Genomic DNA, 12,822 nt, shown 5'->3' with positions numbered 1-12,822 from the left:
GCCCTTACGGACAGGGCTATATGATAATTTCCCAATTTCTAAGAATTAAAAACAAAGGAAGGCTTCAGCTGCTTTCTCCTTTGAGCTTCATTATCTTAATCCTACCTAATGTCTCCCAGTACTCAACGTTTATTCCTTCGGTAAGCTTGTCTTTAATTTCGTCGTCAACACCTGTGGCTCTTGGAACGTCGAATATCTCGTAGGTCTCCATATCCATAATTTGCACTGTATCTGGGGTCATAGAGATTATTTGTCCGGTTCTTTTGTCAATTATTGGGACATCAATTTCCGCGCTCGTTGGCTTAACAATGCTCCTAGCCTTCCCATCGAAAATACCCACTGCAGTGATCCTAGCTTTAGCTGAACCGTGCTTTCCTGGTGAAGATACCGTAATGTTGGCAATTCTGCATGGCTCATCATCTATGAGAACATACCTTCCGGGTTTAAGCTTACTTACCTGAATCTTTGTCTTATCTCCCATTTTCATGCCCCCTTTTAATGCTCATTTCACATTTCGAAAAATCATTTATTAGGTTTTTGTTGCTCACCCTTTCGGCTTGAGTAGCAGGTTGTTGAATGCTATGGGTATAAGCAGTATCAAACCTATCACTGCCCCAAGCTTTACATACAGTGTTCCCTTTATGAATGCAAAATAAAGCCCAAACAATCCGAGGAGTAAAAACAAGCCAAAGAGGATTTCCACTAATCCCCTAACTGATTCATCAAAGACTCTTCTCGAGGTTATTATGGGTAAAGCCTCCATCGCAGCCATTATCAAAATAATGCTAAAGGGTACTCCCAATATAACTGCCTTTATGGGCTGTATGTACATTAAAGCAACTAACAACATGCTCAAGAGAGAGATGGCAAATATGCCCCTTTTCCTTCCAAGCTGCATGATCTCAGAGGCAGCGTGGCTTCCAATTTCCATTAAAGGAATTATCGTCGTCAATCCAGCGAAGTATATCGATAGCATTAGGAGCCATATAATTTTCGAAGCCCCCTCTATCCCACCTTCTTTCAGGATAATAGGAATGCTGTAAATTGCGTTAATCGACTCCAACGGCGTAGCAGTGCTATTCCTTGTGTAAACCAAAAGCATGTTGAACTGCCTGTACATCTCAAAAGATTTCTCTGGAGACTCTGCTAGGTTTGTAAAGCTCGCCCTATAACTTTGATGGGCAAAGCCAAGAGAGTAAACCACAATCAAAGCAGCCACAAAGCTCAAAAGCACCTGCAAAACCAATACACCAGCGATAACTTTCTTTGTATCCATGTCTTCAGGTATAAAGCTTCCTAAAACATAGTAAAAGCCCGCACCCAAACCGAAGCCCACTAGCGTAATTAAAAGCAACTGAACAATGCTTGCAAAGGTCATTTTATGGTCAAACGACTTTAATGACTCCATAGTCTGAGTTAAGTATAGAAGAGAATCCTTATTTGTAATTTGTGCTGTAGCTTCGCTTCTAATCAAAATAACTGTCACGATGGAGAATATTATGAAAAGCACTGAAACTGCAGATATAAACTCCAAAGTCTTCCCTTTAGCTATTAAAAGCAGCAATGCAGACGCTAAGAGCGTCAAAATTGCCAAGAGAACTATATAAAATTGCCCCAAGCCAGCAGCTCGCGATATGGCAAAGCTTGAGTAGTAGGCCGTTACACTGAGCATTATTGTCAAAAACAGTAACAATGTCAACGCAACGCCTGGAGTTCTCGACGCTTTAACAAAGAACTCATACATGAGGTATTTTGTTCTCTTTGTGCTCTCCATTTCAAAGTATATCAAAGCCAATGCAAGTGCCATTGGAATGAGAGATACTATCAGCCCCTTCATTCCAAAAACTATTATGTATTTTGGAGTTAGTATGAAGTTCCATATGCTCAGCATATATCCCACGATTAAAAACGCTATGAGTACATGCACTCTCCTCATTGATAACCCTCCTGATTGCGCTCTAAAAAATTAAGAAGCCATGCTATAAAAAACTAATTGTGGGCTGTAAGTGTTTAAATGCGGAATTGTTAAATATTAAAAAAGGGCAAATCTCTCGTAGTTTACGAGAACTTCACTAACAACTGCCCATGCTGTGAGAGAAGCGCGATAAATGCTAATCTTCTCCCCCTTAAGGCTGCTCTTAAAGTCTCCGTGGGGAAAACCTCCTACTATAACCGCAGGATTTTCGTATTGAGCAAGCACTTCCCCAAATTTTGGCGGTGTTAACTGCATCCCATCCTCGTGCATTATAAAAGTTTTATCAGCGCCTACCTCTTCCAAGAGCACGCTTAACGGCTTTTCCTTCAACTGCAGCAGCTTCAAGCCTTTTGGAATTGCTTTTTTCTCAAAGAGATCCTCTATCAAACCTATAAACCGATTGTAGTTCTTTGGAATCCTCGTCTCAGGCTTTATGTAAATCACCTTATTATTCCGCGTGTGCACGTAAACCCTGAGTTTACCCTCTTTATTCAATATGCTCTCTAAAGCATTTATGAGGCAAAAATGCACTATATCAGGTCTTCCCCTTCTTTCACCATCTTCAATCCTTCTCAGAGCCCTGTAATGATAAGTGGCATCTAAGATAACCTGCTCCGGCCGCTTTTTTCTCCTCTTTGCATAGCCAACAACATCCGGATGATTGGTTATCTCCTTTGGAACGAGCTCGAGCTCACTGTCCGCTATTATGAGGTGGAGCATGCTCACACCTCTTTCACTATCCTCCGGCTTTCCTCTATGTGTATTCCCCGCTTTTTAAGCTCACTCACTACGTACTCAAATGTATCTTTTCTCATGCCTACAATCTCAGGCGGGATTACTCCAAATGTGCACGTCCCCTCCGCCACCAAGCGGGCCATCACAGCCGCTGTGAAGCCAGTAACCCTTGCCATAGATGAGAATTCCTTAGCTTCATCATACATTATGTACTCAATTTCCTCAGTAACCCCATCTTTAGTACCTCTTCCATAAACCTGCATTATAGAAAAGTCTTCGCTTTCATACTGCATCAGAGGTGCGATAACGTTCAAAGTGAAATCGATGTTCTCTTTTTCAAAAAAGCCTAGCTCCCTAAGGACTTTCATCTTTTCAAGATGTCCCCTCCACCTCAATGTCCGTTCTTCCAATGTCTTTGCCTTTATTGTCTCCAAAAGTGTTCTTAAACCATCGCTTGGAAATTCCTCAAGCTCGAAATTCTTCAGTTTCACCACGTTAATCTCGCTCAGAGGGTCTATCTCAACGAGCTCGCCATCTCTAACCAAGCGTGCCGGTCGGGTATACTCTTCTATTAAATCATAAGGCGACCATGTGATTTTATAATAGAGCGGCGGCTTCGGCTCCTTTGGAAGCCCCCCTACCCTCACCACACCTTCCTCGAGAATGTCAAGCTCTTGATAAATCCTCCCAAGCAAAACGTTGCTCAGTCCAGGGGCAAATCCAGCATCAACGATTATAGTAACTCCCGCATCCTCAGCCTCTTCATGAAGAACCATAGGGTTCTCAGGCATAAAAGAGATATCCACCAAATCTTTTTGGGCTTTTATGGCAGCTTGGAGTGTTTTAAACCCAAACCTTCCGGGGAGAGCTCCAATTATAAGGTCAAACTTCCCCATAACTTCCACGAGCTCACCCATATTTGAAGCATCAACTTCGATAGGGCTTGCAAACTCCTTTATATCCTCGAGTCTTTCTTTGCTTTTATCACCTACCCAAACTTCAAAATCCCTACTCAAATCGTAGGCAATAGCTTTCCCAACGTTTCCAGCACCTAACACAAGAACTTTCATATTACCACCTGCGTTATTTCATCCAAACTTATATAAAGAATTTTTGAAAAAGATACATTAATGGTATCGTTCAACATCTCTAGGTTCTTTAGAAAACGCCACATCCCAGATGAGCTTTTAAAAAGCGGAGAAGCTAAGCTAATGCACATCAGCGACACCCCCGACAACATATACCCCTTCATCCTGAATATCATAGAGAAGATTGAGCCAGAATACATAATTCACACGGGGGACTTAGTGGATAATATAAAACTCGAAAGAAAGCCCGAATTAAGGTATAAATATGAGAACTCATTAAGGCATCTTTTGAACATCTTGGAAAACTCGGACGCTAAAATTTACATTATTCCTGGAAATGAAGATGATATAGACATTCTAAAAAAGATCACCACAAAAAGCCGGATTTTAAGGCCTAGGAGTATTTTAGAGATTGAAGGCCTTAAACTAGCACTCGCCCATGAGCCGAAAGACTTGCTGGAGCTCAACGATGTGGATCTAAAGCTCTACGGCCACAGCTTTAAAATAATCCCTAAAGGATTAAATGGCCTCTTGAATGTTAATTTCATACTCCTTCCCAGCAGAAAGATTTTGAAGGTTAAATATCCCGACGGCACAAACTTTGAAAGAGGATATAAACTTATGAGGGGATTGTAATGAGATTAATACGTTTTGGACCTTCACTTGTGTTTCTTAGAGTATCCAATGTGGAGCAGGGAGAAGAGTTTTTGAGCAATCTCTTCGGAGTTCAAAAACTTTCTGTGAATGACGCAATGGCCAAAAGCGAAGAATTTCACACAATAGTATTTGTGACACCCCCGGAAGAGTGGAAAACCACGTTGAATCTTAAAAGAGGGGCCTTTTTGGTAAGTATGCGCTGTGACAGCGTTTTAAAGGAACTTCTAAACTCAAAGGCCCCTGTTGAAAGGGTTAACTTGGGCCCCCATATCCTAGTGCTCAGGCTTCCCAAAGGTGCAGAAAGTGCTTCGTTGATTATCTCAAATAGGTATGGTGGTCAAGAAACAAGCTTTGCCAGAGGAGTTAACGAAGGAGAGGAAAATGATACCCTGCTATTAATTACCGATAAAAAATTAAGCAACCCCATTGGGCTGAGCGATTTAAAGGGAGCATTTTTAATTCAAAGGGACTTCATTGACTTTTACAGAACGCTTAGTCTGGATTTGCCCGTTTTGCTTTACAAAACACTTCCAAAAGGATGGGAAGAAGTGGTAATTAGAATCTACGACACAGAAAAAAGATACGAAGAAAATATAGAGCGCTTGCTGCTCGTTTTGGAGGACTTGGACTTGGGTTTTGTTGTGAGTGAAGGCTGGGACTGGGACTACCCGAGACCCTTTATGAGAATAAAAGTTTACAAAGTGAAGCTCATAACTTGGGAAGACCCTCTAAAAATCAAGTTTCTGCTCAAAGGTCTGGAGTATAGAGGGTACAAGCGCTTTGCTGACATAGATGTGTTCATCGAAGGGAAGAAGATATCTTGGGCAAAAGTCGCAGAGGGCTTCGATTCTAAGTTTGAGGTTGCAGAAGCGGCAAGAAAAGAGCTTGAAAGCCTTTTAAGCGAAGAAGCAAAGGAAAAACTGCATGAAATAGAAGCTGCCCTTTTGGAAAGAGAAAAAACATCTTAGAGTTTGCCTAAAGAGTCCACCAAAAATTACTCATTCTTTTTAATTTTCACAACAAAAAAGCCGCTTGTCTCATGCTTATCAGGGAAAAACCTTCTCGCCTTTGCTATCTCCTCACTCAGCTCAATTCCAAAGGGCTTAGTTAGAGCAGGCTCGCCGTACCTTAAGGGCAAAATCTCCACATTAAAGTTATCTAAAATCCACTGGACGACGAATTCATTTTCCTCCGGCTCAAGTGAGCAAGTTGAATAAACAAGAATTCCCCCTTTCTTCAGGTTTTCTAACGCTACTTTAACCATCTGCATTTGGAGGTTTTGACAGAATTTCACGTCCTCCATTGTTCTGCTCGATTTTCTCTCTGGGTTTTTGTGTATCGTCCCGCTCCCAGTACAGGGGGCATCGAGGAGAATTTTATCAAATTCAATGCCAAGCTCGTCCATATAGAGGGAGCTCTTATGGAAGATTATTGTGTTTGTAACGCCTAGGCGCGAGATGTTTAGGCGCATTTCTTTAAGCCTTTCTCCCCCAACATCGAAAGCATAGATTATGCCCTTATTCTCCATGAGCTGGGCCAAATAAGAAGTCTTTCCACCTGGAGCGGCGGCCATATCGGCAACAACCTCACCAGGCTTTGGCTCTAAGGCCACCGGGGGATACATGGACGATGCTTCTTGGATATAAAGAAGGCCGCTTAAGTACTCGGGCGTTGAGGTTATAGAAAACGGCTCCCTCGTTAAGCAAAAGCCCTCCCTCGCCCAGGGGATTCTTTTAAACTGAAAGCCTTTCTTATTTAGAATTTTGGTAAGCTTAGGAACTTCAACCCTAAGCGTGTTCACCCGAAAGCATCTTGGAAGGGGCTTTTCCATAGCTTCAGCTATCCTTAAGGCTCTCTCACCCCAGAGCTGGTAATAGCGCTCGGCAAAGTCTTTTGCATAACCTAAGCTAAAGAGTTTTTCAAGCATGACTTAAGCTACTCAAAGAGGATTTTAAAGTTTGCCAAAGGTTTACCCTATGACTTTTTCAAACACCCGCTCAAAGTTCTTAAACTTCACAGCATCAAGCTCCTTTTTGCTCATTCTCTCTCCGAGAACTTCTATAAGATTTGGAATTTTGCTCTCATCTTCAAAAAAACTCTCTACTCTTTTGTCCCTCCCTCCACCAAGGTAGTAAACGAAGTCAAAGCCAAAGCCTACATGCTCATATCCAGCTAAATCCACCATGTAAAGAATGTGCTCTACCATCTTCCCCAAGGTCGGCTTCTCCTTGTCGACAAAGATTGGAATTGCGTTTATGCCTATGACCCCTCCTCGCTCGGCTATGGCCTTAATCTGCTCGTCCTTTAAGTTGCGCGGGTTGTCGCAGAGAGCGTAGGCATTAGAGTGAGAAGCAATTAGAGGAAAGGCAGTCGTATTGATGGCATCCCAAAAGCCTGCCTCATTTATGTGGCTCAAGTCTACCAGTATGCCCAACTCCTCACACTTCCCTAAAACCTCGACACCGAAGTTCGTTAGGCCCCCGTTTGTTCTTTCAAAGACGCCGTCACCTATGGCATTCCTGAGGCTCCACGTTAAAGTTAGCACTCTAAGGCCGAGCTTATAGAACACCTCTAAGAGGTCTAAGCTATCCTCGATGGGCTCCCCTCCCTCAAGGCCAAGCCAAAGTGCTACTCTTCCGCTTTTTATTGCCTTTCTCATGCCATCAACACTCGTTACTATAGAAAAGCTCTCGCTCTCCGACACGTCCTTGTAAAAGGCGTTCAAAACTTCGAGGGCATATCTTAAGGCGATTGATCTTTTATCTGCCCTAGTCCAAATTGCCATTACTCTGCTAGTCACAACGTTGCCAAAGAACTTCTCAAAATTCTCCTCAAGAACCTGATTTTTGCCTTTTTTCCTCATGTCGTAGATGTAGGTTGGCAAATCTGAGTGTGCATCAAATATCATGGCTATCCCGCAGAAATAAAGGAAAAAAGAATATTTAAACTTTTACCGGCTCAGGATTATTTTCTTTAATTCATTCATAGCTTCATTTCTAATATCGGGATCTGGTATTTCCTTTATTATTCTTTCAGCCTCTATAAATTGTCCATTCCCTGCAAGAGCTAATGCTATCCCTTTAAACGCCTCACTCTGCTTCTCCACATTGGATATATTTACCGCTAATTTCAAAGCATGTTTTAGTTTGCCCAGCTCAGTTAGGAGTGTTGCAACATGCTCTAATTCCTCACCAGACAACTCTGAGATGTCCATTAACTTCAAAGCTTCTTCTACCGTATCCTTATATGTAAGAATATTCATCTTTTTAAGCCAGAGTGCAATTTCTAAAAGAGCTATCAGCTTATCTTTGTTTGACATGTCCGATTGTAGCACTTTGGTTGTTATATACGCATATCTACCCTCTTTAAGAGCTTTTCTAACTTCAGGAGTGCCGGAATAAGGAAGGGTTCTGCATAGGTATATCTTCTTTTCAACGTCCGCAGCCCTATCACTCACACGCAATTTATCAAACAAATCATAAGCCCGTTCATAAAAGTACAAAGCTTCCTTTGATTGTAAGTAGTCCCCGCTATTAACCATCAAATCCCCGAGCTTTATAAGCAAGTCCAATTTCTGGACATATTCTATCTTCGAGTTTACTATTAAATCAAAGGCTTCCTCAAAGTATTCGATGGCATCCTCTATCATCCCAGCCATTCCTAAATACTGAGCCACAATTCCCAGAACTTCTCCCTTCTCTGCCATCTTGTCCAGCTTGTCCACATTATCAAGTGCCCGGAGAAATAACTCCCCAGCACTTTCATAATCTCCAAAGAGAGAATAGGCAAAGCCCAAATTTGCGTAAGCTATGGCCTTTCTAGCGGGCGCTTTTATTTTGTTGGAATAGTATTCCGCATCCCCAAGGATTTGAAGCGCACCTTCAAGATCACCATGATGTGAATACAGCTCAGTGCCGATAAAAATTAGAACTTGCACCTTATCTAAGTTATTCTCCAGCTTAGCAACTCTAGAAAGAGCTTCATCCCACAGTCCCTTCTTAATGAGCGTTATCATCTCATCTAAATCGGTCATGGATTTAGATTAGCCTCCATTCTATATAACCTTTTTTTAAAATGTGAATCTTAATACTAGGGCCACTCCAAGAGGTACGGTAAAATTATCAAACGCCCCGAACTTCCCAACGCTCAGCAGCTCAAAAATAGTCCCTGAAATTGAAGATAGGAGAGCTACGCTGAGTACGTCATTTATGGAAGAGGACGTGAAGTAAGCCCAAAGTGTATAGCTAAGTGTAACTCCCAAGAGAGAAAAGAGTAAAAACGCTAAGCTCCCCTCCAAGGTCTTACCATTGATAATTCTTCTTTTTCCAAATTTTCTACCCATCAATGCAGCAAAACCATCCCCCCACGCCATTACAAATGTGGCCACTATAGGGATAAAGCTCTTCGTCCCAAAAATCCCTACAAGTATCCCAATGCTTATTATGTAGTAAACTGGGCCATAGGCATGAAGAGGATCATCTCCCTCTGGAACCATAGCATGTTTAATAGGAAGGCCAAGCATAAATGCCACCAAAACGATAACAGCTAATCCCAATGGAATAGTCAAAACCCACTTCAAAGAAGCGAAGAGAGGAAGAACAACGATTATATCACCCGCCAAAATATGCACTATTCTCCTAGTCGTATCGGCGGAATATCCCTTCCTCAAATACTGTCCAAGCCAAATAACGGAGAATACATAAATGTAAACTATCAAAACTAAATCCCACGTGCCCCTCATTGCAACACCGCATTATTTAGGAGTTTTTGGCTTATAAATCATTCTCTTCTGCTCTCTCCGCACATAACGGCACTTGCTACCATGTGTGCAAGCCTTAACGGCTCTGGAATCAAAGAGCTCTTTTGGGTGACTTTTATCACCTCCTCTGCCTGCCCATAGTCCATGTTGAAAGTTTGATAATAAAGCTTCCCTTCAATGAGCACCCTTACTTCGCCAGCTTTTTTGAGGAGCTCAATTCTCTCATCTGCATCAGAGAAGTGCTTCCTTAAAGCACTCTCCATGGCTTTTAAATCAGGCCTCTTCCTTATCACAACTATTACAGGCAAACCTGTCTCCTCGCTGAGCCTTTGAATATCAACTATATTGAAACCGGCGTAGGTTATCCCCTTAAGCATTATAACTCTCAAATCTTTAAAACGGCTATTATTTATGGCATCGATCATTTTATCCGTCGCATCCTTTCCATCCACATCAATCCAGCGGGTAAGAACACCTAAGACATCTTTATTTCCCTTCATGACCACTCCAACGAGAATAGTCCTCCCTCGCCCTTTAAAGCGGAAAGTCCCATCATCAAACCCTATAACCCTAATTTGGGGCTTTATTTTGTAGAACCTCACTTAAATTCCCCCAAAATAAAAAAATCATGTGACATCGATCAGCCATTGGAGGTACTCTTCGTTGACCTTATCCACATCAATCCTAACTATCACAGGCACATCATATGGATGCATTTCCTTAATAACCTCCTTCACCTTCTTCCAGTGGTCTATCCTAGTCTTTAGGACAGCCCCAACTTCACTATCCTCCTGAATTTCTCCTTTCCACCAGTAAAAGGCTTTATGCTCCCTCAAGTTTGCACATGCAATCAGCTTTTCTTTTAAGAGGTGCTTTGTTATCCTCTCCGCACTCTCCCAATCCGGAAAAGTTGTGTATATCAATACCATCTCGCTCATAGATACCACCATGAAAATTTCAGCCGAGAAGAGTTTAAACCTTTCGAAAGTGTGAAACCTTTGGTTTAAGCCTCTCAGTTTAAAATTTCTTCTTTAGTTGTTAACTTTTGGTTTTGGAAAGGTATAAATGCCTTTCTTCAGATTTAAGGGTAGGTGAGAGGATGAAAGCATATCATATTCATGTTGAAGGAATCGTTCAAGGGGTTGGATTTAGACCCTTCGTCTACAGAATCGCCCATGAACACGATCTCAAGGGTTATGTGAAAAATCTTGGCGATGCCGGTGTAGAAATAGTAGTTGAGGGAAAGGAGAGAGATATAAATGCTTTTCTCCATGACCTGAAGTACAAAACACCTCCTCTATCTAAAGTAGAGCGGATTAAAAAGAAAGAAATTCCTCTCCAAGGGTTTGATACATTTTACATAGAAAAGAGCTCAGCAGGCGGAGGCGGCGGAGACTCTATCATTCCTCCAGATGTGAGCATATGTGAGGATTGCATTAAAGAGCTCTTCGACCCAAATGACAAACGCTACATGTATCCTTTTATAGTCTGCACCAACTGCGGACCGAGGTTTACAATAATTGAGGATTTGCCCTACGATAGAGTCAACACCACCATGAAAGAATTTGATATGTGCGATTTCTGTGAAAGCGAGTACACAGATCCATTGAATAGAAGGTACCACGCAGAGCCAGTATGCTGTCCCGTATGTGGTCCAAGGTATATGCTCTTTGACCGCGATGGGAGAGAGTTAAGCGGAGACCCAATAAAGAGAACCGCTGAACTCATAGACAAAGGATACATAGTTGCAATTAAGGGAATAGGAGGAATCCACATAGCCTGCGATGCGACAAACGAAGAAGCAGTGGAGGAGCTTAGGAGAAGGATATTAAGACCTCAACAGCCCTTTGCACTAATGGCAAAAGATCTAGAGACAATAGAGCAGTTTGCAGTTGTTAGAGAAGATGAGAAAGAGGAGCTTTTAAGCTACCGCAAGCCTATAGTCGCTCTCCAAAAGAAGGAACCTTTCACGCTTCCTGAGAGCCTAGCTCCAAACCTGCACACAATAGGAGTTATGCTCCCCTATTCAGGCATCCACTATTTATTGTTCCACTACTCAAAAAGCCCTGTTTATGTCATGACCTCCGCGAACTACCCCGGACTACCTATGGTTAAAGACAATGATAAAGCCTTCGAGGAGCTTAAAGATTTAGCCGATTACTTTTTGCTTCACAACAGGAAGATACTCAACAGAACCGATGATAGCGTCATAAGGTTTGTAGACGGGAAGAGAGCGGTAATTAGGAGGAGCAGAGGCTTCGTGCCTTTACCTATTGATATCCCATTCGAGTTTAATGGTCTGGCTTTGGGTGCAGAGCTCTTAAACGCTTTTGGCTTTGCAAAGAACGGAAGAATTTACCCAAGCCAGTACATAGGAAATACATCAAAGCTTGAGATTTTGGAGTTCATGCGCCAAGCAATAGCTCACTTCAAGAAGCTCCTCAGAGTTAAAAGCCTAGAACTGGTTATAGCTGACCTCCACCCACTCTACAATACGACAAAATTAGCTATGGAGATAGCAAATGAAGAAAACGTCGAGCTCCTCCAAGTCCAACACCACTACGCACACATAGCATCAGTAATGGCTGAAAATAAGCTCGATGAAATTGTAGGGATAGCTTTAGATGGGGTAGGCTATGGTGTTGATGGAAAGACATGGGGTGGAGAGATAATATACATGAGCTACGAGGATGTTGAGAGATTAGCGCATATTGATTACTACCCCCTCCCAGGTGGTGATTTAGCGAGCTACTACCCATTGAGAGCTCTAATGGGAATTTTAAGCAAGGTCTACGATACGGGAGAACTGAGGAGTATCATAGAGAAGTGCTGTCCAAAAGCTATCGAGAGCTTAAAATACGGTGAGGTAGAGTTTAACGTTGCATTGAATCAGCTCGTAAGAGATATAAACGTGAGCTATGCCTCGTCAACGGGAAGAGTGCTTGATGCAATGGCTGTTATGCTCAACGTTGCATATAGGAGAACCTACGAAGGAGAGCCCGCTATGAAGCTCGAAAGCTTAGCGATGAGAGGAAAGCACGATTTAGACTTTAGGATTGAGCACAACGGAGAGAACATAATGGTAGAATCCCTCTTCACGCAGGCACTTGAGAGCAAAGCTAATCCAGCGGATATAGCATACTCCACGCATTTGGCGTTGGGAAGGGCCTTTGGTGAGTTAGCTGTGGAGAAGGCTAAGGACTTTGGAGTAAAAAACGTCGGAATAAGCGGTGGTGTTGCATACAACGAGTTAATTGTTAAAACGATAAGGAAAATAGTGGAAGCCAGCGGTCTGAAGTTCTATGTAACTCAAGAAGTCCCAAGAGGAGATAATGGAATAAATGTCGGGCAGGCTTTCCTAGGAGGCCTCTACTTAGAAGGCTACCTGAGCAGAGAAGACTTAACGATGTAGCTGGGGGCACAATTCTGGTTCTTTTCTGACATCATCCGTGCCCCCTAAGTTACCCCCTTAATCAGCATTCTCTCAGTTGTGTTCAGAGAACACTCTGAATACACATTTTCGGATTGTTTTCTGTTGTCTTGAAAACTGCTGAAAGGATGAGAACTTGGGGGAGCTCTGAAGGAAGACAGGGGAAAACAGAACAACG

13 protein-coding genes are annotated in these 12,822 nt (G+C 42.5%); 3 read left to right on the top strand and 10 right to left on the bottom strand.

The window, feature by feature from the left end:
* Window positions 1-64: 64 nt before the first annotated feature.
* The 4 genes from PAP_RS01650 to PAP_RS01635 all read right to left on the bottom strand — a co-directional run bounded on the left by PAP_RS01650 (window position 65) and on the right by PAP_RS01635 (window position 3,780).
* Window positions 65-481, bottom strand: coding sequence for a translation initiation factor IF-5A (locus tag PAP_RS01650; protein ID WP_048164308.1), 417 nt, complete (start codon window positions 479-481; stop codon window positions 65-67).
* A gap of 63 nt (window positions 482-544) precedes the next feature.
* A complete protein-coding gene (locus tag PAP_RS01645) occupies window positions 545-1,936 on the bottom strand; it encodes a sodium-dependent transporter (RefSeq protein ID WP_048164305.1) in 1,392 nt (463 codons plus the stop codon).
* 96 nt (window positions 1,937-2,032) lie between these two features.
* Window positions 2,033-2,695 carry a 16S rRNA methyltransferase gene (locus PAP_RS01640; protein WP_048164304.1) on the bottom strand — a complete coding sequence of 221 codons (663 nt, stop codon included), beginning with the start codon at window positions 2,693-2,695 and terminating at the stop codon, window positions 2,033-2,035.
* A gap of 2 nt (window positions 2,696-2,697) precedes the next feature.
* Window positions 2,698-3,780, bottom strand: a complete 1,083-nt coding sequence (locus PAP_RS01635; protein ID WP_048164302.1) for a saccharopine dehydrogenase family protein — start codon at window positions 3,778-3,780, stop codon at window positions 2,698-2,700.
* A gap of 60 nt (window positions 3,781-3,840) precedes the next feature.
* Here PAP_RS01635 and PAP_RS01630 point away from each other — a divergent pair, with 60 nt between their 5' ends.
* Together PAP_RS01630 and PAP_RS01625 are read left to right on the top strand one after the other, a co-directional pair.
* A complete protein-coding gene (locus PAP_RS01630; protein ID WP_048164301.1) occupies window positions 3,841-4,434 on the top strand; it encodes a metallophosphoesterase in 594 nt (197 codons plus the stop codon).
* Window positions 4,434-5,423, top strand: a complete 990-nt coding sequence (locus PAP_RS01625) for a hypothetical protein (RefSeq protein ID WP_048164299.1) — start codon at window positions 4,434-4,436, stop codon at window positions 5,421-5,423. The genes PAP_RS01630 and PAP_RS01625 overlap by 1 nt, the downstream gene beginning before the upstream one ends.
* Before the next feature lie 26 nt (window positions 5,424-5,449).
* Here PAP_RS01625 and PAP_RS01620 read toward each other — a convergent pair whose 3' ends face one another.
* Genes PAP_RS01620 through cutA form a run of 6 tightly spaced genes read right to left on the bottom strand, consistent with a single transcriptional unit; the run spans window position 5,450 to window position 10,143 of the window.
* On the bottom strand, window positions 5,450-6,382 hold the full coding sequence (locus tag PAP_RS01620; protein ID WP_048164297.1) for an NOL1/NOP2/sun family putative RNA methylase: 933 nt from the start codon (window positions 6,380-6,382) through the stop codon (window positions 5,450-5,452).
* Between the two features lie 42 nt (window positions 6,383-6,424).
* Window positions 6,425-7,363 carry a dipeptidase gene (locus PAP_RS01615; protein ID WP_048164295.1) on the bottom strand — a complete coding sequence of 313 codons (939 nt, stop codon included), beginning with the start codon at window positions 7,361-7,363 and terminating at the stop codon, window positions 6,425-6,427.
* Between the two features lie 42 nt (window positions 7,364-7,405).
* A complete protein-coding gene (locus PAP_RS01610; protein WP_048164293.1) occupies window positions 7,406-8,488 on the bottom strand; it encodes a tetratricopeptide repeat protein in 1,083 nt (360 codons plus the stop codon).
* Window positions 8,489-8,524: 36 nt separating this feature from the next.
* Entirely contained in the window at window positions 8,525-9,196 is a 672-nt protein-coding gene (locus tag PAP_RS01605; protein WP_048164292.1) for a diacylglycerol/polyprenol kinase family protein, read from the bottom strand.
* A 38-nt stretch (window positions 9,197-9,234) separates the two neighbouring features.
* The gene (locus tag PAP_RS01600) at window positions 9,235-9,816 is read right to left on the bottom strand and encodes an endonuclease dU (protein ID WP_048164290.1); all 582 of its coding nucleotides are present in this window, start codon (window positions 9,814-9,816) and stop codon (window positions 9,235-9,237) included.
* Window positions 9,817-9,840: 24 nt separating this feature from the next.
* Window positions 9,841-10,143 carry a divalent-cation tolerance protein CutA gene (cutA, locus tag PAP_RS01595; protein WP_048165897.1) on the bottom strand — a complete coding sequence of 101 codons (303 nt, stop codon included), beginning with the start codon at window positions 10,141-10,143 and terminating at the stop codon, window positions 9,841-9,843.
* Between the two features lie 170 nt (window positions 10,144-10,313).
* Here cutA and hypF point away from each other — a divergent pair, with 170 nt between their 5' ends.
* Window positions 10,314-12,626 (top strand): carbamoyltransferase HypF, encoded by a 2,313-nt coding sequence (hypF, locus tag PAP_RS01590; RefSeq protein ID WP_048164288.1) that lies wholly within the window; start codon window positions 10,314-10,316, stop codon window positions 12,624-12,626.
* The last annotated feature ends 196 nt before the right edge of the window (window positions 12,627-12,822 follow it).

This window comes from Palaeococcus pacificus DY20341 (genome assembly GCF_000725425.1).
Taxonomy (GTDB): domain Archaea; phylum Methanobacteriota_B; class Thermococci; order Thermococcales; family Thermococcaceae; genus Palaeococcus; species Palaeococcus pacificus.
The sequence above is the reverse complement of the archived record's forward strand: the minus strand, read 5'-3'. Positions and strand labels throughout refer to the sequence as shown.